Genomic DNA, 20,937 nt, shown 5'->3' with positions numbered 1-20,937 from the left:
ATCATATGATACATTTAACAATTGAACAGCTTAAAGCAAATTTAAGCTTAGGCAAGACAGTAGAACAGTGGTTGGGATACAAAGATGAAAATAGTTATACCATTTTAAAATGGATAAGTATTGAAAAGGAACATCATGGTGAATATAGTGTTGCTTATATTGAGTCATTTGATGAGGGTAATGAAGATTTTATTGATATTTATGAATTCTCAACATTAGATCCAGATGAGCCATTAGGCATTATAAGTACCTTTTCAAATATAGATGAAGCCATAGATTTTTCATTAAATGAATACGGTGCTTCAGTCGATAAATTTGTTTCAGGAGGAATGATTCAGGAAGAATACCTCATATATTTAAATAGTAAATCCTAACAATGAAATACTTTTGGTGAAAATTTCATGACTCTACTATCTCCGAAGATACCCAAACAAAAAACTAACTTTACCGTAAAGGAACGTTCTTTATAAAGCTGAAAGTTGCTGCCAGCAAATCCGGCAAAACTTAAAAAAGTTGCGTAAGGGCATACGATTATGGAGCGAGGTTTTATGATCCGTTGATTGGAAGGTGGAATGTGGTGGACCCGTTGGCGGAAAAGAGTAGGCGATTCTCCCCCTACGTTTATGGGAATAATAATCCTATTCGTTTTATTGATCCAGATGGGCGGGAGACAGTACCAGCATTCTTCCCTTTGATACCAGTAGTAGTTGGAATTCTAGATGTAATAGGTACTTATGTGACAGCAGAAGTAGTTGCTGGTGTTGTGATAACTGCTGCTGTAGGTTATACCATAAAAACAGGTGTAGATAAATATTCCAACAATAGGAATTATTCTGATTCTGTTCAAGATAATACAAGCGGTGCACCTTTGCCTAAAATTCAGCCACAGTTAAAGGTAGAGCAAGCTGAAAAACAAGATAATAAGGGCGCAGAGACCGGTACGAAAGGTGCCTCGAAAGGCTCCTTAAGTGGCACAAAAAAGGCTTTAGGGGAGGCAAAGGAAAAGCTAGACCTTAAACCTGGCGAGTCTTTGCCAAAGGGGGAAGACGGTAAGTTTGGTAGCCCCCAACGAGGAGATTCAAAAAAGGGTTATCGTTTGGATCCTGCGCATCCTAACGCTAAACCTGGATCACCGGAAGAATTTCCGCATATAAATTATTGGGATTATACTAATGGTAAACGAGGAAAGGGTGGCGATAGTGGGGCTATTCCAATCCATTAAATAAATTCTATGGATGATTTTAAAATTTCTTTATTTGAGAGCGAATACAAAAAGCCTTTTCCAGTTTATAGAATACTGGATGATGCTAGTTGTCGTCAACTAGTGAATCAATTATCAAGTAAGTACAATCTTAATGTTCTTAATATTGATGAGGAGCTAATGTTGAAACAATCACTCTATGCAGACTCTAATGCAACTGAAGATTTTCGGTTGATTAGAGTTCTAAATTCCATTGGAATAAACCCTCTGTCGGAGGTTTTTATAAACTGGTATCGGTTTAAGAGAATAGATAGGTTTGATTTAAAGGATTTAGATAAATACTTTGATGATATATGGTTCCCTGTTTCTGATGACATCGATTTATTTGATGCATCCTTGGATTGGATTTTATCAATAAGACATGATGGTTGCATTACGTTTTGCAAATACAATGTCCAGTAGTCTGGAAGACTTGAATGGGCCTAAATAAGCATCATTCTTTAAAATAAAAGTGTAAAATGAAGCAGTTGAAAGTTAGGCAGACCTTTACTTTTCTGCCCTTGGAAGCCTATCATTAAGAATTATATTCTTTTCTGGTATTGGTATCCCTTAGAAAGGCATCGATGATGGCTAGCAAATTGCAATATAGTCATAAAGCATTAGATGGATCTAAAACAACTATTCATTATGTTGGCAAGTTTGCTGGCGATGTATTAAAGGCTGTTGATGACTTTAAATTTAAATAGAAATGAAAGTAAAATGTTTGTATAAAACCGGGTTGGATTTACGGCCATACGATAGTAAACTGTTATCAAATGAACAATTTGGACGTTTTGGTGCAAGTGGTAATTCCATATATGGAGAAATAACTGTAGGACAGGAATATTTAGTAATGGGAATTGTTGTTTTTGAAACCTATCAGGGCTACTTACTTGATGAAGGATTGATTTCTGTATGTCCTTGCCTGTTATTTGAAGTCACTGATGAAAAGGTAAACGTTAATTGGCATTCTAGAATAATTGGGAAGGATGAAGGCATTTATCCTTATATACAAATGGTGATTGGCTACCCCGAGTTCTGTTCGGATAAATTGGCTTACGATAAGCTAATTGTAGAAAAAGAAGAAGAAGCAGAGCGAATTTATTTCAAACGAAAAATTGAATTGGAACAAGAGTGATATATACCTAATGGGAATGCATAGCTAATTTAGCAAGAATAGGCGGAACGCATCAGTATATTGTTCTAGTTGTATAGCTGTTCTTAAGATTTCACCAAAAGCCTGGCTAGTCCGGGCTTTTGTTATTTGGGGTTGTATGTTTTCTTTGTTTTATAGTCCCTGATTACCAAATCCATGTAATGGAAGATGTGCTTTTTTTCGTCCTCTGGTAATGTCTCCAGTTCATCGAGGCGCTTGACCATCTCTTTGTTATGCTTTAAAGAAACTAAACCCTAAATACAGGAATGCGGTGCAGATCCGTCAAAGCGTGATTATGCTTTGGCTTAAAGAAAAGGACTTAAGAACAGTGCAATATATGGCAGGCCACAAATATGTAAGCAGTACCGAACGTTACCAGACCAGTAACCTGGAAGACTTAAAAGAGGCTTTAAACAAGCACCATCCTCTTAAATAAACACCATTTCTTAAAATAAGAATGCCGCTCCGCACGCTCCCCGGTCAGCTCAAAGCCAGCCAGTTCGCTTCGCTTACTTCCTCCTATCTTTAGCTGTCCTTCTCCTGGCCCTTCCTTCTGCCGGAAACCGGCCCAAAGCTAAATAACATAATACACATTATAAGAGCCGCCGCTCCATCCCGGCGGCACGACCAAAGCTGTCATTATAATGGGCTATTATGTAAATAGCCGCTCTCCCTGACCTTCCCCGCTCCGCCAATGGCGAGGCCTGCGGCAGCAAGGTGCTCCGCAGATAGTTGGGGAATCTTCCATTCCCCAAACCCCTTTGGAACCTTTTACTGATCAGAAAGAGCCGCTCTAATCCCTGCACCCAAAGCCAACTACATGAGAATAGAGGTTTGGGGTGATCATTTGTTAAGCCCCCAAAAGCGGAAGAAGGGAGAGCTGTCGAGGGAACTTGGAATAAATGGCCTTAGAGCAAAGGCCAGGAGCGTTTATGCCGCGAAAGTCCCTTTACTGCTTTTCCTTCTGAGGCTATCTTTGCTGCAACATATGATCAACCTTACCTACAGCAGAAATTAACCGAAGAACGAAATTACCCCTCTTGTAAAACCCAAACAAAAAACTAACTTTACCGTAAAGGAACGTTCTTTATAAAGCTGAAAAGTCGCTACCAGCGAATCCGGTGAACTGTAAAAAAGTTGCATAAGGGCGTTAGATTACGGCGCAAGGTTCTATGATCCGGTGATTGGAAGGTGGAACGTGGTAGATCCACTTACGGAGCAAGGCAGAAGATGGTCGCCATACAGTTACGCCTTTAATAATCCGATTAGATTTGTTGATCCGGATGGAATGTGGCCGGATGAAAGTGATGATCTAACTGGTGTTCAAACTGGAATGGCCATAGCGGGTGCGATTAGAGATGGTATACATGGACTCAGAACACTTGTAGCAGCTGCTGGTGACGCTTTAGGTATAAACAAGGCTGCCCCAGGAATGAAATGGCAATCTGTAGACAGTGAAGGTGGCAGATTAGGATACAGTATGGCTCAGGTTCCTAGTGAAGGTGGTATAAAAGATGCCCTGGGTCATCTGGGTGATGGTGCAAGTGCTTTAGCTTTCAATGGTTCTCTGGCTAAATGTACAACGGGTACATTATTGGCTAAAACAGGTCAGGAAGGTCGAGCGGCAAGTGAAGGTGTGAAAATTATTAAGGATGGAGATGCTGCAAGTAATATGCTTAATCCTTTTGATTTAACGGCTACACATGGTACAACAGGGTCAAACTTAAAAAAAGTGGAAGCATTAATTAAAAAAGATGGCGGGATAACTGACCCAGTAAAATACATAGAACATAAAGGCAACAAATATATGGTTGATGGTCACCGTCGTGTGCAGGCAGCTAAAAAGTTAGGGTTTTCACAAGTGCCGGTGCAAGCAGAGCAATTGCCTTACGGAAGCTATAGGACAACAGCAGATTTTCAATTTACAAAACACTAATGGCAATTTGGCAATATACAATTGAAATAATACCGAGAGGAGCTTTATCTGATTTAGGAACTTTGGGTTTTATTACCTTAGATGATTATAATAACTTTGATTTTTGGGAGAATTTTGATCTTGAAATTGAATTTTTTGACTCTTTAACTGGTGGGTTGGAGCGTAGTAGAAGTTGGAGTGGTGACATTATTTTGTATGGTGACAGCGAATCCACCTGCATTAGATTTTTCCTGGAGGGGAGTAAAATATCTGGAATCGACGTACGTATTGATTTCAGATATAATTATTCTGAAATCTTAAATTCTGTAATTGAATTTTGCCATTTGAACGGATTTGTTATTATAGATAATCTCGAAATCTTAGATCTCAATTCAATATTTTTTGTTCATCACATTGAAAAGTCTGAGCAATTTATTACCTATAAAAGATTGTTTGGAGATCCGATATAAAAAAGGTTCTAAATAGCAAAAGCCCGGATCTGAAGTGACCCCAAAAGATTGGACAAAGCTAACTTTAAAAAATTAGGCTGCAAGAGTCCGGTATTGTACCGGGCTTTTGCTATTTAGCAAGTTGCTGAATATGTCTTTTGGTGATGAAAGCATCAATAAAGGTCTTGACCAACTGTAAAGCATTCCCCGTATTAGACCAACTGTAAAGCTATAGACGTATAAGACCCTTTAAATATTTCACACCAAACTAAACAGTATTATGTATAATAAAAATGATAAGCGAAGATTATATTGGCTTATTGACGAATATCTAACTGGTAAAATTAATGATGTAACTTTTTGTGATGAATTTTATGATTCGTATGATTTAGAAATAGTTAATGAGTCCTTTAATGAAGTAGAAAAGATAGTATTCTACGAGTTAAGTCAGGTGGCCAGCCGATTTTCGCAATATGAAAGCGATCACGAATTAGATGCTAATGCTTTTTCTACCTCACAGGAGGTGATGCAAAAATCGATTGAAACAAGAGAAAAATTGAAAGGCTGTAGGCAAATTTATTAAATTGATTTTATTAATATGCTTTGCCTGTTTTGGCGTCCTAATGATGGTGTTGGCCAAAGCCAGGCGCGACAGCAGGGGATGGAATATATAACAACAAAAAACCGGCTTACAAATTCATGTAAGCCGGTTTTTAATCTTATTAAGGTTAGACTAGAATAATGAGAATTCTACTCTACGGTTTTTCTGACGACCATCAGCAGTCTTGTTAGACGCGATTGGTTGGTTTGGACCGTATCCTGTTGCTTCTACTCTTGAAGCATTAGCTCCTTGCGATACTAAGTAAGCTTTTACTGACTCAGCTCTGTCTTTAGATAAACGTAAGTTCAATTCCATTGATCCTGTGTTATCTGTGTGACCTGCTAATTTTAAGCTAAAGTTTTTCTCTACCAATAACTCGGCAACTTTGTTTAATGTTGCATATGAAGTTGGACGAAGCGTAGCTTTACCTAAATCAAATTCAAGGTTTCTGATGGCTTCATCAACCACTTTACGATCTGCTTCAGTAACGATTACTTTTTCACGAATAATCTGAGCAGGAGTTTTTAACGGACATCCGGCACCATCAACTACCGTATTTGCAGGTGTACCCGGACATTTATCAAATTTGTTTGCTACACCATCGTTATCATCATCGCCCAATTCCTGTGCATATTTAGCAGCCATTGCTTCTTTGTCTCTTCTTGCATTTTCTTCAGCGGATGATAATGCTCTTCTCAATTTTTCGTTTTCTTCAGCACTTTCTTCACGGATAGCCGCGATTGCACTGTAGTTTTGTAATTGTGAAGTTCCTTTTCTGCCCAATGCAATTTCGATACCTGCATGTGCATAAGAGAATCTATCGTTAGCTGCTCCAACTACACCATCAAAGTTTTTATCCTTCATGAAGTTAACCGTATAACCCAAATCGATGTTAACACCTTTAGATAAGCCTAGTTTGAAACCTGCACCTATTGGAACAAACCAATTTTCTTCATAACCTGTGCTTGCACCTGTTGGTGAATCAGTGTTTGCTGAAGATGACATATATCCAGCACCTGCAGTTACATAAGGTGAAAGTACATTACGTTTTTGATTCAAACTCATGTTTGCAATAGTGAAATTACCACTTACTGCTGCTGACCAATCAATACTGGTTTCAAAACCTGCATTTTGCTGAGCTGCTGTTGCACCACCGGGAAGGTTGTTTGGTCTGAAGCCCTTTACTTTACCAGCAAGGAAATCTGCCTGGATACCAAATCCTGGAATGATTTGTTTTTTAATGTAACCACCGTAACCCCATGATTCTTGTGGTGTATAGAAATCACCATTTTGTCTGTTGTTAAATGGTGTGTAGTGCGTAAGCATACCACCATTTAAACCGATAGACCAGGTACGGAAATATTTTTTAGAAAATTTTTCTGTAGTTTGCGCATCAGTAGCAGTAGTCTCCTGTGCAAATAATTGCGATGATAATCCTACTAAGGATAGTACCATCGCTGCTTTTGTAATTTTAGATTTCATTTTTTTACAAGTTAGATATTTTAGTCAGCCTCGTTTTGCTGAACGATAACCTACTTGTAATAATCCTGCCAAAGCCGGATTTAGTCAGTTTTAATTCTGAAATTGTTATCAGTCAGATCATTAATCGTCAAATGTCTGGATTAAAGAAAAATAAGGAATAGCGGGTATTGTGTATGTTTTTTGATACAGTCTATGCTTTTTTGGATATTTTTATAACTCAAATGTTTCTCCTTTTTCAGGTAAATTAACTTCATAACCGGCTTCTGCGATCGCCTCTTGCAGGCTGGTCATGCTTTTAATTTCACCATGTACCAGGAATACTTTTTTAAGTGCGGCCGGATCTTGTGTTTTGATGATGTTCATAATGTCATTGTGATCTCCGTGGCCGCTTAACAGATCCGTTTGTTTGATGGTGGCATATACCATCAGATCACGGTTCCTTAACCGTACAATTGGATCGCCTCTTAACAGGCGGTTGCCAAGTGTACCCTTTGCACAGTATCCAATGAACAGGATGGTACAGTAGTAATTTTGGATATTATAATACAGGTGGTCCTGGATCCGTCCGCCCTCCAGCATTCCTGCCGAAGAAATGATGATGCAGGGTTCATGGTAATTTGAAACCGATAAGCTTTCGCGCTTGTCATGGACATAGGATAGCTCATCAAATTCAAATTCATCACCTTTACTCTTGTAAAATTCCCGGGATTCTTCATTTAACAAGTGCTGATGTTTTCTATAAATGTCCGTGGCAAAGCTTGCAAGGGGACTATCAACAAAGATCTTTACTGGTGGAAGTAAACCCTGGCTAAAGATCTTGTTTAAGGAGTAGACCAGTGATTGTGTACGGCCTATACTGAATGCCGGGATAATTAACCGTCCCGGAAATTTAATGCAGGATTCATTGATGGTTTCTATTAACTTTTCCTGAAGCGTGGTATCGGTACTGTGTACCCGTCCGCCATAGGTAGATTCAGATACCAGGTAGTCTACCTGCGGTAAAGGTTCTGGATTGACTAACACCGGGTAATTGTTCCGTCCAATATCTCCCGTAAACGCAATCTTTTTTTCAGTACCCTTTTCTTTAACTGTTAATATGATTGCTGCTGCACCTAGTAAATGTCCTATTGGAATGAATTTTAAACTGATGTTTCCATTTAAGTTGAATTCTTTATGAAAACCAATGGTAACTACACGTTCCATGGTTTCCATCACGTGTTTTTGCAGGTATAAAGGCTGTGGTCCACTTGATCTTCCTCTTCTTCCCCTGGAACGCTTTTGCTGTTTACTAATAAATATGTTGACAGAATCCAGTAAGAGCAATTCTGTTAAGTCTGCAGTAGGAGGGGTACACAATACCTGCCCTTCAAATCCCATACGTACCAGAGTTGGCAGGTTCCCGGTATGGTCAATGTGGGCATGGGTTAGAATAACTACATCAATGGAAGACGGATCGAACGGGAAGTATTGGTTTTCTTCCTGATAGGTATCTTTTTCATAATCAAGTCCGCAGTCAATCAATATATTGTAGCCTTCTGACTGCAGCAGGTGCATGCTGCCTGTTACTTGTCTTGCAGCTCCCCAAATGGTTAATTTCATAGTTTATTTATCCTAAAAATAGCAAGTTATCATTTTATGCGGTTGTAAAGACCAAATTCGTCAATTATCTTTAGTAATCCAATCCGTTAAATTGGTAACCAGATACTTGTATTTTAATGTAGATGGTACAATATTGCTGCTTATAATTTTCCAGTTTTTGAGTTCTTTAATAAATGTTGGTACTGGCAATCCTGCATTTAAGGCTGCGGTGGTATAAAATTCCGCCCTTTGTGTATGATCTGGTGAAGAAGCATTGATAAGGTATCCAAATGCTTCTTTTTCCAAAATTGCCATGGTAATCCCTATACAGTCGTCAAGGTGGATGAGGTTAATGGGGGCAAGGCCATTGGGTACCTTTTCTTTACCTGCAAAAAATCTTCCCGGATTTCTGCCCGGGCCTATTAATCCGGCAAAACGGATTACTGTTGTACTGAATGCTGATTGGCTTTGCAGGTACTGTTCCGACTCCAGCATCGCCTTTCCGGATGCGGTATCCGGGTCAGGCCGCTCAGATTCTGTTAATGTGGAGTTGGAATCCCCGTAAACTGATGTTGAACTGATAAAAATAACCTGTTGGATCCGGGATTCTTTGACCGCCTGGGCAATGGCCTTGACCTTATCAGGATAAGATCCCTGTTCAGCTGTGCTTCTTTTAGGCGGGATGCAAATGATCAGTACGTTACTATCAAAGAATGCGGGATCGTATTGTTGGGCATCCGCTTCGAAACTGACGATATAAGGTTCAATTCCTTCTTTTTGAAGCATCGCCGTTTTATCCTTCTGTGTAGTAGACCCTTTTACCTGGTAATTTTTAGCGATTAGTACTTTGGATAAAGCAAAACCATACCATCCGCATCCCAATATACTAATGGTTTTGTTCATAATAAAAATGGCTTATGTGCTGTTGGGTATATGTTATGGTATATTGAACTGTATATATCATATATTATATTTCATGGTGAGATTAACCGGTAAATGCTGACATCAAAAGTAAACAATTGCGAATAAGGTTACCTGGTTTAATTATTTTGAATCGTTTAACCAGAAACTTAATCCTGCTTTGTTTGTTCTACGGTTAATCACACATTTAAGTTTACATTATACAATATAGATATGGGACATGATCAAAAAAATATAGGCGGCTCTGAAGATCCAAAGAAAAAGTACATCATACCTGATGGGAATGAAGAAAACATAAACCTTGGACTGGATGCCGATCAGTCTTCTGAAGGAGATCCGCTAAAGGTTGGATTAAATGACGACAATGAACGGATCTCTGGAAATCCGGACGGAGAGGATGATGATTCAAATCGCAATGACCGGATTATACGTTCGCCGTTAGATGACAAATAATAGTTTGGCATCATTTTTTCTTAAGTATGGTTAGAAACTAAATGATTAAAATTATGAAATACTTATTTTCAATACTAACAATCGCTACTGTGCTTAGTGCTTGTTCATATAATGCAAAAGACGAAGCGGCTATTAAACAACAGGCCATCGTTGCAGTAAAGGATAGTTTAAAACTTGACAGTTTTAGAAAGGTTGAGGTTAAAAAACAACAGGATGAGCTTGTTGCAGCCAGGGTTAGAGAAGAAAAAAGAGCTTTGCTTCTTTCTGAGCAAAGTGAAGCTGCCCCAGCTCCGAGAGCTTATAATGAAGGTACCACGACGACCACTACCACTACCAAGAAAAAAGGATGGAGTGCTGCTGCTAAAGGTACTGTAATTGGTGCTGGTGCAGGTGCTTTAGGTGGTATTTTGATCGATAAGAAAGATGGCAGGGGTGCAATTATCGGTGGATTGGCCGGAGCTGGCGCTGGTTACCTGATTGGCCGCGATAAAGACAAAAAATCTGGTAGAGTACAACCAAAAAACTAGTATTAATTTAACATAATTCTAATACAGCTATCGAAATTTATCGATAGCTGTATTTTTTTTAGGTAATTTATGAGTTTTTTGAAAAATATTGCTCAGTTTGTCTAATATTTCGTATGTTCGTTAAGGGTTAAAAAAGATGAAATTTGCGCATAATAAACGATAATGGCTAAGAAACAGATATTGATTGTGGATGATGAAGTTAGTATACTTAAGTTATTAAACTTTGTTTTATCTAATGATTATGAGTTGATTATCAAAAACAGCGGGGTTGAAGCATTAACCTGGTTAGAGGAAGGTAACTCACCTGCCTTAATTTTGTCAGATCTGGAAATGCCTTATTTTGATGGAAGTTCTTTCATCCATAACTTAAAAATAAGCGGATTTTACCGCGATACCCCGGTAATCATATTATCCGGAGCTAACAATTTGACAGAAAGAGTTTCTCAAATGTCCTTTAAACTCGACGCTTTTATTCCAAAACCTTTTAATCCGGTACAACTAAAAGAAGCAATTTTAGATGTTTTTAAAAAACATGAATCTATCGGAAAATATTAACTATGATTGATAGCCAAAATTCTATAGCTATACTTTTTTCTTCTTCATCTTTTGGGAATGAATTGCTCCCAAAGCTGAACTCAACTTTTAATGTCCATGCGGAGCCTGACATTAATGCATTAGAGGCTTATTTGAAAGAGCAATCTTTATTTAATCTTCCCGATGTGATCCTTTTGGAGGTTGATGACGATCATGAATGTTTCAATTTTATAAAATCTATCAAAAGCAGTGCGTTGCTTAAAGGATTGGTTATTGTGCTGTTATCTCCGAAACGCAGTGAAGAGATCCGGCAGCTGGCCATGAAACATAAAGTAAATGATCTTTACGTTTCTCCGATTCCATTGAATGACCTTTGTGAACGCATCATATTTTTAGTAAAGTTTAAATTGATCAAACCTCAGCTGGCTGATCTTTCACAAGTTGACTATACCTATGAAATCCCTTTCCCTAAACGATTGTTTGATATCTTCGTTTCTGGTTCCGCTTTATTGTTCCTGTCTCCATTGTTATTGATCGTTGCGTTAATCATCAGGCTCGAATCTAAAGGTGCGGTTATATTTAAAAGTAAGCGGGTTGGAACCGGATACCGGGTTTTTGACTTTTATAAATTCAGGTCCATGAGATCTGGTGCAAGTGCTGAACTTCAGGATCTGAGTGATCTTAACCAATATAAAAGTGAAGACGACCAAAAAAGTATCTTTGTTAAGCTGAAGAACGATCCGAGGATTACCAAATTTGGCCAGTTTATCAGGACCTATAGTATTGACGAACTGCCACAGCTGTTTAATGTGTTCATTGGAGATATGTCTTTAGTGGGTAACCGCCCTTTGCCTTTATATGAGGCAGAAATGTTGACCTCTAATGAATGGAGCATGCGCTTTCTTGGTCCTGCTGGCTTAACCGGTTTATGGCAGGTGAGCAGAAGGGGGAAAGCCGATATGTCTGAACGTGAACGTAAACGCCTGGACAACTTTTACGCGCAGAACCACTCTTTCTGGCTTGATCTTAAGATCCTCATGAAAACCCTTCCTGCTGCTGTTCAGAAGGAAAAGGTTTAATATTCCCCATTTCAAAACTTCTACAAAGCGTAACGTTTATTCCGGGTATTAATCAACTCTCTCGTGTTGAAAGATGCTGTTGAAACCTGATTGAACAGGTGTTCGATTGATCTGACAATTGAATAGTTGATGCACTACACCGCATAAAAAAAGGATGATCTTCATTAAAAGATCATCCTTTTTTTGTTTGTTGTTTATGCTATTATTTGTCGCTGCAATTCTGACGGGTAATGTTAACACCGTTTAAGATCACATCAAATTCTGTTCTCCTGTTTAATTGCTGATCTGCCTCTGAACATGGCACACCGTCGAAACATCTGTTCAATAACCTGGTTTTACCATAATACTCTACACTAACCCTGGAAGGTGAGATTCCTTTTGATATCAGGTATGTTTTGGAAGATTCTGCCCTGCGTAATGATAAGCTCCTGTTATAAGCCTCAGAAGCCCTGCTGTCGCAGTGACTTGAAGTGATCACTGTAATCTCCGGATACTTCATCATTAAGGCTGCAAGCTCATCTAGTGCCGGTCTTGCATCGTATCTGATCTCTGACCTGTCCAGGTCATAATAGATGTTCTGGACCGCGAAGATCTTTTTCAGTGAATCACAGTTGCTGATTACAAATTGTTGTGCGGTTTCCGTTTTATTCAGCTTAATATCCATTCTTACCACAGAATCCTGGGTAATTCCTACTGAACTTACAAAGCCAATGTTATTTACATAACCCAACTTCTGTGCAGTTGCCTCATAATCGGTTTCTGCGGGGATCTCTTTCATGTACTCACCTTTTGCATTGGTACGAATGGTGTCTGTTCCATCCAGATGGTGTAACAGGATTCTGCTTCCCGGTAAGGGTATTCTTGTTTTAGCGTCTGTTACTGTACCTTTTAAGGTAATTGAATATGTAGATTTGCTAAATTTATAAATGTCATCGTTTCCTTTTCTGTTAGAGCTGAAGAAACCACTTTTTCCATCTTCTGCGCGGATGATCCCGAAGTCATCTTTAGAGGTATTTATCGGAGCCCCCATATTTTTAGGCTCGCCAACGGGTTTCATTTCTTTTAATACAATTTCAAACAGATCGAGTCCGCCTAAACCCGGGTGTCCGGTTGATGCAAACATCAGTACATCATTATTCAGGTAAGGGAAAAGCTCATTACCTTCTGTATTGATCTTCTTACCCATATTTACAGGTCTGGTCCACTGTCCGTATCCGGCACGAACGCAATAGTAAAGATCAGAACCTCCGTAACCACCTGGTCTGTCTGATGCAAAGATCAGGATGTCTCCTGTTTTATTTAACGTAGGGTGTCCGGTAGAATATTCATTGCTGTTGTATGGAAATTCAGTAATGTGGTTTAAATTCTCACCGGATACGGTATACAATTTCAATTTGTTTACTCCATCCATACTTTGCTGTGTTCTGCCTTTATAGTAATTATTGCGGGTAAATATAATTGACCCGTCAGGAAACACTGCGGCAGAACCATCATGGAATTTCGAGTTAAGTGCGCCCTTTAAACGGGATAGATTAAGTCCTTTTTCCAAAAGGATGCCAAGGGTATCCCGTTCCAGTGAGGTATTGAATTGGCCGATGGTCTTTGTATCGTTACTGGTGGGAGCGGTATCATCGTCATTAAAACGGTATAGTTTACTGTTTTTGCCTTGTGCAGCACCCATCACGCTATCCGGATCTACGGTTTTAATGCTTTTTAACGACGGAACTACATACAGATTAGAAAATGGGGTATTGTCCCATTCAAAGATCCGACGTGATATTTTCTGTGTTTGCCTGTTGCTGGTAAAAATTAATCCTTCTTTATAATAGGCAGGGGAGTAGTCAGAGCCCAGCGAGTTTAAGTTGGTGAATGATACTTTCCATTTTCCTAAATTCTTATTGAACTGACCCGGGTCGGTTTTAGAAAATGAAGCTGCACGGATATCCGTTGGAACAGAACCCAGATACTTTCTATACCATCCTTCAGATCTTTCATATTGTTGGTTGTTGGCCAAAACCTCTGCATAATTGAGCGACCATTCTGGCTTTATTACTTTCTGTTTAGAAAGCTTTTCATACCAATATAGTGCTTCATCATAGCTTTTAACCATTTTATAGCTGTAGGCGATCATTTCCAGCGCCTTTACATTTCCGGTATCTATTTTTAAAATACTGTTCAGTTCTTTGATTGCTGAGATGTACCGTAATGAATTAAATTCAGTGGTTGCCTTTGTCAGGTTAACTTTCTCTGCCGGTGTTTGGGAGAAAGCAGCATTACTTCCAATCATTAAAACAAATGAAAGAGAAAGGATAACCTTATGTGTAGTTAATTTCATCATATATTAAAAATATCTTGGAGATAGAATTTTACCTTTTCCAAACCCAAACTCATACCTAAGCATGATTTCATGGCTTCCTGAATTAAAGGCTTTTAATGCTGTTGTACTGTAATCGTAGCTATATCCAATCCGGATCTGCGGAGTGGCTTGTATTTCTATTAAACCGGCAACATCTGCACTGGTACGGTATTGTGCACCCAGACCAATTACATCCTTGATCCAAAGTGTAGCATTGATATCCCCCTCAATGGGAGCACCTTTTACCCCTTTGATCAGGAATGATGGTTTAAATTTGAAATCTTCAGATAAAGAGAATACATAACCACTCGCTAAAAACAAGTGCATGGACTGTGTATTTCTCAGATCTGTATTTGGAGATTCGTAAGGGGTAAGTTTATTACTGATCAGGTCTTGTGCCGACAGCCCGATATAGAATTTATCAGAGTTGTAGTATACACCGGTTCCAAAGTTGAATAGCGTTTTACTTACATTATCTGCAAATGCCGGGTCATAACCAGAACCCGGACTATTTAACAGTACACTGGTATAATCTGCACGGAATTGGCTTACACTTCCCTGAATACCAAAAGCCAGCGTTCCCTCGTCCATTCTGATCCTGTAGGCAGCACTGATCACACCGGTATTGGTTTGTGTGATCCCTAATTTATCAGAAATGAACTGAACACCCAGGCCGATTCTTTTATCAAAAACCGGTGCATCCAGCGTAATGGTACCTGTTTTAGGTGCGCCGTCAATTCCTGTCCACTGATTTCTGAACAGGGCAGTGGCCGAAGTTACATTCCGGCTTCCTGCATAAGCAGGATTAATAGCCAGAGTATTGAACATGTATTGCGTATACATCGCATCCTGTTGTGCATTTGCAACCAACATCATGCAAGCCATGCTGAACGTAAGTATGAATTTCTTATTTAGTTTCATGTTATCTGTTAATCGTTATAAACCCTACGCGTTTATTTGTGCCATCAATCATAATGATATAATAATAAGTGCCTGATGGTACATCGTCGCCTACGTATACACCTTCGGTAGTTTTACCAGACCAGTTATTCTGGTAATCGGTAGCGCGGTAAATCCGGTTGCCCCATCTGTTAAATACCTCCAGGCTGATCTTTTTACCCAGTGTATTTTCAACAACGAAGAAGTCATTGATGCCATCATTGTTTGGAGAAAAACCTCCCGGGATCTTTACTGATCCCTGGGTTAATACAACCCCGGTTAATATTGAAGGAGTTACATCTCCATCATTATTAGGGTCGGGAAGCAATCCGTTTGTAGATTGATCTGAAGTCTGGCTTCCATCACTTACCGAGTTACCCTCAGCAATGGCGAAGTTGTTGTATCTGCCTTCTTCTTCCAAAAGCGTAACCCTGATCTCTACATCAACATAGTCTGTTGAATTTGCAGCTGAGTTTGCAGGAAGTGTACTCGTAGCCAGCAGGAGGTTGGTTACTGTGTTTCCGTTATAGCTGGTATTTAATCTTAGGTTTGATGATCCTGCCGATACATTAATAATCTCATAATTTGCCCCTGTAAATGCCAGTGCAAGATTGTCTGTAAGGCTAACCCTTTCAATGGCCACATCGCCATAGTTCTTTAAGGTAAGTCTGTAGATCAGGTTATAGGTACCATCAAAGTTTTTAACGTTGGATCTTAATGATTTTGCCAATCCAATTTTTGCAGGTTTAGTTACCGTAATGGTTACCGTTCCAGGCTGAGATTCATTTCCATTTGCATCTCTGATCACATAGATGAAATCATCTGGTCCGCTGTAACCCGGATTAGGTGTATAGATTGGTTTTCCTGTTGCCGGGTCAAAGGTAATCCTGCCATTGGTTGGTTGTTTGGTAATGACAATTGTACCGCCGGTTGGTGGTGTAATGTCTATAATAACCGGTTGTCCGGTATTTACCGGAACCGTAATATTTGGTGCAACCAATATTGGCGCAAGGGTAGGAACAGATGGGCTAACATCTCCTGCCGTAATTGGGTCTGGAACTAAACCATTTGTAGAAACATCTGTAGTTACTGCGCCATTGCTCACTGAGAATCCCTGTGCAGTTGCGCTATTCGAATATGTTCCGCTTTGTGTGCTGGCCGCCACAGTAATATCGAGCTCTACCTGTGCTCTTCCATTTGAGGCAAGCGTACTTGTCAATAAGAGCATTTCTTTAATGGAGATGCCGTTAAAGTTGCTGTTTGCCCGCAACGTACCATTGGCTGCTAAGCGGTTAACGGTAAATGTTCTGCCAGGGAAAGCCAGTGCAAGATCATCGGTAAGGGTTAATCTTTCAATGGCAATATCACCTAAATTAACAATTGTAAATACATAACTTAAGGTGGTACTTCCATTTGCATTTCTAACATTGGCAACCAATGATTTTGCCAGACCAACTTTGGCCGGTTTGATCACTGTAATGGTCACCTTGCCTGGCGTAGATTGATTGCCGCCAGGATCTTTTATGATATAGGTAAAATCATCAGGTCCGGAATAACCAGCATTAGGCGTATAAATTGGTTTACCTGTTGCCGGATCAAATGTAACTGTTCCATTTTTAGGCGGGATCGTAACAGTTACTGAGTTTCCTGGTGCTAAAGGAACATCAACTGTATATGGAGTGTTTGCCGGGATTACTACATTAAAGTCCGGAGCAGGAATAATTGCTGATATGGTTACCGTAACTGTAATTGGGTCTGAATCAACTCCGTCAGCAGTGGTCAGCTTATAAGTAAATACATCAGTACCTGAATATCCGGTAACGGGTACGTAAACTGCCTGTCCGTTTGCATTGATCGTTACGGTACCATGCGCAGGGTTAGCTACTAAAGATGGTGTAGTACCGGTTTTACTTGCGTCATTGTCTTTGATCGAAATGGTAATCGCTGTATTTAATGGAGTAGTAACATTATCTGGAGAGCCAACTGGTCTGATGGTCACATTGACTGTGATCGGATCTGACTCTATTCCATCAATGGTGGTAAGTGTGTAAGTAAATACATCCTTACCTGTGTAATCTGGTCTGGGTGTATAGATAACTGTTTTTCCGTTTACAACCGCTGTTCCATTTACCGGGCCAGAGGAGATGGCTGGCGTAGTCCCGGTTTTACTTAGGTCATTGTCTATTACCGAAATATTGATGGGTGTATTTGGAGGTGTGGTCACATTGTCAGCAGATCCAATCGGTTTAACAATAATATCTACCGGAATTGGGTCAGAGTCAACCCCATCAGCTGTTCTTAAAATATAATTGAAGCTGTCCTTACCTGAAAAGCCTGTTCTTGGACTGTAGATTACTGAACCGTCTATGATGGTCACTGTTCCGTTTGGTGGATTTGAGGTTAAAACGATCGTTGTACCCGTTTTACTCAAGTCATTGTCTTTAATTGGGAGCATTACCGCCTGGTTGGGCGTAGTGGTTACCATATCCGGAGAACCAATTGGTTTGATGGTTACATTAACGGTTACCGGATCAGACTCTACATCATCTATAGTTTTTAATTTATAAGTGAAAACATCCTTACCAGAGAAGCCGGGTGCAGGAACATATACTACATTTCCGGCAGGGTTAAGACTTATTGTTCCACTTGCCGGAGGTGTAACGGGTATGACTACCGTTGTGCCTGTTTTACCCGGATCATTATCTTTAACCGGTATAATTACGGTAACTCCGGCAACTGAATTTGCATTGTCAGTTACCCCTGCCGGTTTAACGGTTAAATTAACTGTAATCGGATCGGATTCTTCTCCGTTTCCGTCTACCAGCTTGTAGGTGAATATATCTTTACCACTGTATCCCGGACTTGGTGTATACGTTACGGTTCCATCCAGATTTACGGCAATGATCCCATGTGAAGGATCTAAGACCTTCAGTACAGATGCGCCTATTTTCTTTGGATCATTGTCCAGGACGCGAACAATAACAGGTGTATTGGTTGTTGTTGCAGCGATATCATCCAGGCCGACAAGCGACTTATTAACTACAATAGTTACCGTGGCAATATTTGATTCTGCGTTATTTACATCTTTTACAGTATATGTAAAGCTATCGCTGCCTGTATAACCAGTAACCGGATCATAGGTTACCACTCCGGTTGTATAGTTAATGGTTAAACTTCCGTGAGCCGGTGGTGTTTTGATGAGGATGCTTGCCCTTGGTATGGAAGGGTTACCAGTGTCGTCATTGTCATTGTTAACGATAGGAATATCTACCGGCGTATTTAATGGGGTGGTGGCCACATCATTGACTGCAACCGGGGGATGGTTAACGATGAGCTGTACATCGTCAAATTCTGAACAGCCACCGGCGGTAGTTACCCTCCATCTAAACACATAGGTGCCAGAGATTAAGTTGGTAACTGTTGTGGTGTTTAATGCTGGATTTGTAAATACTGCGGTATTTGGTCCCGAAACCTGTGACCAGGTGCCAATGCTTGAAGCACTGCCTTGTAAGGTATAACTGCCTGTCGGTGTAAAAACATTGATGCTTTCATTTGGACCAGCATTAGGTGTTGTAGGAGGAGCAGAATAATTAAATGTAATGGTAGATACGTTGGAAAGGATGCCCTGTGAATCTTTAATGGTATAGGATGCTGTTGAGCTGCCCAGAAAAGTTGGCTCAGGTACAAATTGTACGATCCCCAATACATCAACAGAAAATGTACCTTGTCCGGCAACTGTAAATGTACTTTGAACACCAGCTATTGATGGATTTAAATCTACACTGGTTTTATCGAGTGTGGTATTGGACTCATTTGCTTTATCATTTAAGGTAACATCAAGGCTTGAAGTAATTCCGCGGCACGCATTGGCTGCATCATTTAATGTGATCGGGTTGGTAGTGTATAAGTCGATCGCAACATTTCTGATCTCATGAAAATTTGTTTCATCACCGGTAGATGATGCAAAACCATATCTTAGGGAGGTAGGTGCTGCATCCGGGTAGTAATAATTATCTATGATCTTAACCCGTTGCTGCGGGGAACCGCCTTTTGTGATATATACATTGATATTATAACCTCCTGCCGGATTTGGGATCAGTTCAATGGCCACTTTACGATAAGCCATATTGGTTGGATCACTGATGCGCTGACTTCCGTCTCCAATCAAGGATGCACCCAGTTCATCCGGGTGTTCTGAAGTCAGGAATCTATAGTTGTCAGGTGTAGTAGCCGCACCGTTTCCTTTACCTCTTAAGGTTACAGAACCTGGGCGGAAGCCAATTCCACCCTGGCGGCCTTCATTGTTGTTAGAAAAGTTTCCATATTCATCAAGCCCAATGGCCAGGTATCCTTTACTTACCCCTTCAGAGATTGGATTTGTTGTGGTAATTTGTGCATATCCCAAAGATCCGCCGAAACCACCAATCGTAAATGGACTTGCTGTGGCATCAAATAAGAAAAAGCTAATCCCGTCTGCGCGGCTTCCGCCGTAAATGGCGTATTCAAAGTCAACGCGCAAACCGTTGCTGGAAGGGAAGTTCGATGTACTATAGGCATAGCCTTTTTGATTTTGGGCATTGTTGGTTAGCCTTAACCATCCTGAACCGATAGGATCAATAGGTGTTCCTCCATTGGATGAACTGCCAGCGGCAGTTAAAAAGGCAGATGGTGCCCCGCCAAATACGATTCCGGTTGCTGTAGAACTTCGAAAACTTTCTACATATGGGAACTGCGCATAAGCCGATGTCTTTATCAACAGTCCAAGTATAAGAATTACTGAAAACCGTAAAAATTTTATCATAAAGTCAGGTTGTAATGGTTTATTCTAATATACAAAGAAACCAAAAATAAGGCCATATATCTAGCTTATTCATTATGTTCATTAAAAGTTGTACTATATATTACTAATTAGATGCTATTTGTCTTTACAGTTAATCTTAAATATAGTTCATACTTTAAATCCATAAATAGCGAGGAAATTGATGGAGAATAATTTACTCGTTTTACGAATATTAATCCACACTTTTCGTTCTCGTATTTACCCAGGAATTGCTGACAGGATCATAGGTCTTAATTATTTTAGCAGGATTTCCGAGTGCCACAGAATAGGGTGGAATGTCTTTAGTAACTACAGACCCTGCCCCAATTACAGAATGCTTGCCAATATTAACTCCGGCAGTAATTACAACATTTGCACCGATCCAGCATTCATCATCAATTTTTATAGGCTTAGTGGTTACTTTTTGTTGCGAAATGGGGATACTTATGTCCTGATATTCATGGTTTAATCCACTCATAACGACGTTTTGGGCAGTTATTACGTGATTGCCAATGGTAACCGGGCCAATGATCACATTGCTCATTCCAACCAGTGTTTCATCACCAATAATTACTGCGCCAACTCCATTGTTTACAACGCTAAAATCTTCTATTACAGCTTTTTTGCCAATTTCAAATAAATTAAAAGGTAAAACGTCCATCCTGGTTCTATATCTGATCTTACTCCCTTTTTTATGCTTGTGAAAAAAAGGATTTACAAACCACTTGATCCATAAACGTGGTCTGGCCTCTCCTGAAGGGATCATCATCCAGTGTGCGATTTTTTTGAATTGAGCATTATTTTTTAACCTTTCTAATAACAATTTCATGATGGATTCAATTTATTCATTATGTGGTACAATATTAGTATATTTTAATTCAGAACCAT

19 protein-coding genes and 2 pseudogenes are annotated in these 20,937 nt (G+C 39.7%); 14 read left to right on the top strand and 7 right to left on the bottom strand.

Features of this window, described 5'->3' with window-relative positions:
- Positions 1–5 precede the first annotated feature (5 nt).
- The 10 genes and pseudogenes from ATK78_RS05645 (at position 6) to ATK78_RS05605 (ending at position 5,343) form a co-directional block, all read left to right on the top strand.
- Entirely contained in the window at positions 6–374 is a 369-nt protein-coding gene (locus tag ATK78_RS05645; protein WP_133575055.1) for a hypothetical protein, read from the top strand.
- 152 nt (positions 375–526) lie between these two features.
- Positions 527–670: pseudogene (locus ATK78_RS23045) on the top strand (RHS repeat-associated core domain-containing protein); the annotation flags it as partial.
- 21 nt (positions 671–691) lie between these two features.
- A complete protein-coding gene (locus ATK78_RS22870; protein WP_243732463.1) occupies positions 692–1,222 on the top strand; it encodes a hypothetical protein in 531 nt (176 codons plus the stop codon).
- 9 nt (positions 1,223–1,231) lie between these two features.
- A complete protein-coding gene (locus ATK78_RS05630; RefSeq protein WP_133575054.1) occupies positions 1,232–1,663 on the top strand; it encodes a hypothetical protein in 432 nt (143 codons plus the stop codon).
- Between the two features lie 286 nt (positions 1,664–1,949).
- On the top strand, positions 1,950–2,378 hold the full coding sequence (locus tag ATK78_RS05625) for a hypothetical protein (protein WP_133575053.1): 429 nt from the start codon (positions 1,950–1,952) through the stop codon (positions 2,376–2,378).
- A 313-nt stretch (positions 2,379–2,691) separates the two neighbouring features.
- The gene (locus ATK78_RS22695; protein WP_166664830.1) at positions 2,692–2,832 is read left to right on the top strand and encodes a hypothetical protein; all 141 of its coding nucleotides are present in this window, start codon (positions 2,692–2,694) and stop codon (positions 2,830–2,832) included.
- Between the two features lie 384 nt (positions 2,833–3,216).
- Positions 3,217–3,414: a hypothetical protein gene (locus tag ATK78_RS05620; protein WP_133575052.1), complete on the top strand. Its 198-nt coding sequence runs from the start codon at positions 3,217–3,219 to the stop codon at positions 3,412–3,414.
- Positions 3,415–3,546: 132 nt separating this feature from the next.
- A pseudogene (locus ATK78_RS05615) lies at positions 3,547–4,332 on the top strand (RHS repeat-associated core domain-containing protein); the annotation flags it as partial.
- Entirely contained in the window at positions 4,332–4,781 is a 450-nt protein-coding gene (locus tag ATK78_RS05610) for a hypothetical protein (RefSeq protein WP_133575051.1), read from the top strand. The pseudogene ATK78_RS05615 and the gene ATK78_RS05610, both read left to right, overlap by 1 nt.
- 259 nt (positions 4,782–5,040) lie before the next feature.
- A complete protein-coding gene (locus ATK78_RS05605; RefSeq protein WP_133575050.1) occupies positions 5,041–5,343 on the top strand; it encodes a hypothetical protein in 303 nt (100 codons plus the stop codon).
- A gap of 150 nt (positions 5,344–5,493) precedes the next feature.
- Here ATK78_RS05605 and ATK78_RS05600 read toward each other — a convergent pair whose 3' ends face one another.
- The 3 genes from ATK78_RS05600 to ATK78_RS05590 all read right to left on the bottom strand — a co-directional run bounded on the left by ATK78_RS05600 (position 5,494) and on the right by ATK78_RS05590 (position 9,324).
- The gene (locus ATK78_RS05600) at positions 5,494–6,843 is read right to left on the bottom strand and encodes an OmpA family protein (protein WP_133575049.1); all 1,350 of its coding nucleotides are present in this window, start codon (positions 6,841–6,843) and stop codon (positions 5,494–5,496) included.
- Between the two features lie 210 nt (positions 6,844–7,053).
- Positions 7,054–8,442, bottom strand: coding sequence for an MBL fold metallo-hydrolase (locus ATK78_RS05595; RefSeq protein WP_133575048.1), 1,389 nt, complete (start codon positions 8,440–8,442; stop codon positions 7,054–7,056).
- 60 nt (positions 8,443–8,502) lie between these two features.
- Complete coding sequence (locus ATK78_RS05590) at positions 8,503–9,324, bottom strand: SDR family oxidoreductase (protein WP_133575047.1); 822 nt, start codon at positions 9,322–9,324, stop codon at positions 8,503–8,505.
- A 231-nt stretch (positions 9,325–9,555) separates the two neighbouring features.
- On the opposite strand from ATK78_RS05590, the gene ATK78_RS05585 reads away from it, so the two are divergent.
- The 4 genes from ATK78_RS05585 to ATK78_RS05570 all read left to right on the top strand — a co-directional run bounded on the left by ATK78_RS05585 (position 9,556) and on the right by ATK78_RS05570 (position 11,935).
- A complete protein-coding gene (locus tag ATK78_RS05585; RefSeq protein ID WP_133575046.1) occupies positions 9,556–9,795 on the top strand; it encodes a hypothetical protein in 240 nt (79 codons plus the stop codon).
- A gap of 53 nt (positions 9,796–9,848) precedes the next feature.
- Entirely contained in the window at positions 9,849–10,322 is a 474-nt protein-coding gene (locus tag ATK78_RS05580) for a YMGG-like glycine zipper-containing protein (RefSeq protein ID WP_133575045.1), read from the top strand.
- A gap of 162 nt (positions 10,323–10,484) precedes the next feature.
- On the top strand, positions 10,485–10,877 hold the full coding sequence (locus ATK78_RS05575) for a response regulator (RefSeq protein WP_133575044.1): 393 nt from the start codon (positions 10,485–10,487) through the stop codon (positions 10,875–10,877).
- Between the two features lie 2 nt (positions 10,878–10,879).
- Positions 10,880–11,935, top strand: a complete 1,056-nt coding sequence (locus ATK78_RS05570; RefSeq protein WP_133575043.1) for a sugar transferase — start codon at positions 10,880–10,882, stop codon at positions 11,933–11,935.
- Between the two features lie 202 nt (positions 11,936–12,137).
- Here ATK78_RS05570 and ATK78_RS05565 read toward each other — a convergent pair whose 3' ends face one another.
- The 4 genes from ATK78_RS05565 to ATK78_RS05550 form a co-directional block, all read right to left on the bottom strand.
- Positions 12,138–14,273 carry an OmpA family protein gene (locus tag ATK78_RS05565; RefSeq protein ID WP_243732448.1) on the bottom strand — a complete coding sequence of 712 codons (2,136 nt, stop codon included), beginning with the start codon at positions 14,271–14,273 and terminating at the stop codon, positions 12,138–12,140.
- Between the two features lie 3 nt (positions 14,274–14,276).
- A complete protein-coding gene (locus tag ATK78_RS05560) occupies positions 14,277–15,212 on the bottom strand; it encodes a PorP/SprF family type IX secretion system membrane protein (protein ID WP_133575042.1) in 936 nt (311 codons plus the stop codon).
- A 1-nt stretch (position 15,213) separates the two neighbouring features.
- Positions 15,214–19,986 (bottom strand): Ig-like domain-containing protein, encoded by a 4,773-nt coding sequence (locus ATK78_RS05555; protein WP_208112301.1) that lies wholly within the window; start codon positions 19,984–19,986, stop codon positions 15,214–15,216.
- Between the two features lie 256 nt (positions 19,987–20,242).
- Positions 20,243–20,878, bottom strand: a complete 636-nt coding sequence (locus ATK78_RS05550) for an acyltransferase (RefSeq protein ID WP_133575040.1) — start codon at positions 20,876–20,878, stop codon at positions 20,243–20,245.
- Between the last annotated feature and the right edge of the window lie 59 nt (positions 20,879–20,937).

This window comes from Pedobacter metabolipauper, assembly GCF_004362715.1.
Classification (GTDB): domain Bacteria; phylum Bacteroidota; class Bacteroidia; order Sphingobacteriales; family Sphingobacteriaceae; genus Pedobacter; species Pedobacter metabolipauper.
This window is presented reverse-complemented; position numbering and strand designations above follow the sequence as displayed.

What these genes read in the sequence shown, in the direction of transcription:
- ATK78_RS05575 (WP_133575044.1), top strand. Translation starts at nt 10,485, where the DNA reads ATGGCTAAGAAACAGATATTGATTGTGGATGATGAAGTTAGTATACTT.
- ATK78_RS05565 (WP_243732448.1), bottom strand. Translation starts at nt 14,273, where the DNA reads ATGATGAAATTAACTACACATAAGGTTATCCTTTCTCTTTCATTTGTT.
- ATK78_RS05645 (WP_133575055.1), top strand. Translation starts at nt 6, where the DNA reads ATGATACATTTAACAATTGAACAGCTTAAAGCAAATTTAAGCTTAGGC.
- ATK78_RS05605 (WP_133575050.1), top strand. Translation starts at nt 5,041, where the DNA reads ATGTATAATAAAAATGATAAGCGAAGATTATATTGGCTTATTGACGAA.
- ATK78_RS05620 (WP_133575052.1), top strand. Translation starts at nt 3,217, where the DNA reads ATGAGAATAGAGGTTTGGGGTGATCATTTGTTAAGCCCCCAAAAGCGG.
- ATK78_RS05600 (WP_133575049.1), bottom strand. Translation starts at nt 6,843, where the DNA reads ATGAAATCTAAAATTACAAAAGCAGCGATGGTACTATCCTTAGTAGGA.
- ATK78_RS05630 (WP_133575054.1), top strand. Translation starts at nt 1,232, where the DNA reads ATGGATGATTTTAAAATTTCTTTATTTGAGAGCGAATACAAAAAGCCT.
- ATK78_RS05550 (WP_133575040.1), bottom strand. Translation starts at nt 20,878, where the DNA reads ATGAAATTGTTATTAGAAAGGTTAAAAAATAATGCTCAATTCAAAAAA.
- ATK78_RS05580 (WP_133575045.1), top strand. Translation starts at nt 9,849, where the DNA reads ATGAAATACTTATTTTCAATACTAACAATCGCTACTGTGCTTAGTGCT.
- ATK78_RS22695 (WP_166664830.1), top strand. Translation starts at nt 2,692, where the DNA reads ATGCTTTGGCTTAAAGAAAAGGACTTAAGAACAGTGCAATATATGGCA.
- ATK78_RS05585 (WP_133575046.1), top strand. Translation starts at nt 9,556, where the DNA reads ATGGGACATGATCAAAAAAATATAGGCGGCTCTGAAGATCCAAAGAAA.
- ATK78_RS05560 (WP_133575042.1), bottom strand. Translation starts at nt 15,212, where the DNA reads ATGAAACTAAATAAGAAATTCATACTTACGTTCAGCATGGCTTGCATG.
- ATK78_RS05595 (WP_133575048.1), bottom strand. Translation starts at nt 8,442, where the DNA reads ATGAAATTAACCATTTGGGGAGCTGCAAGACAAGTAACAGGCAGCATG.
- ATK78_RS05570 (WP_133575043.1), top strand. Translation starts at nt 10,880, where the DNA reads ATGATTGATAGCCAAAATTCTATAGCTATACTTTTTTCTTCTTCATCT.
- ATK78_RS05590 (WP_133575047.1), bottom strand. Translation starts at nt 9,324, where the DNA reads ATGAACAAAACCATTAGTATATTGGGATGCGGATGGTATGGTTTTGCT.
- ATK78_RS05610 (WP_133575051.1), top strand. Translation starts at nt 4,332, where the DNA reads ATGGCAATTTGGCAATATACAATTGAAATAATACCGAGAGGAGCTTTA.
- ATK78_RS05625 (WP_133575053.1), top strand. Translation starts at nt 1,950, where the DNA reads ATGAAAGTAAAATGTTTGTATAAAACCGGGTTGGATTTACGGCCATAC.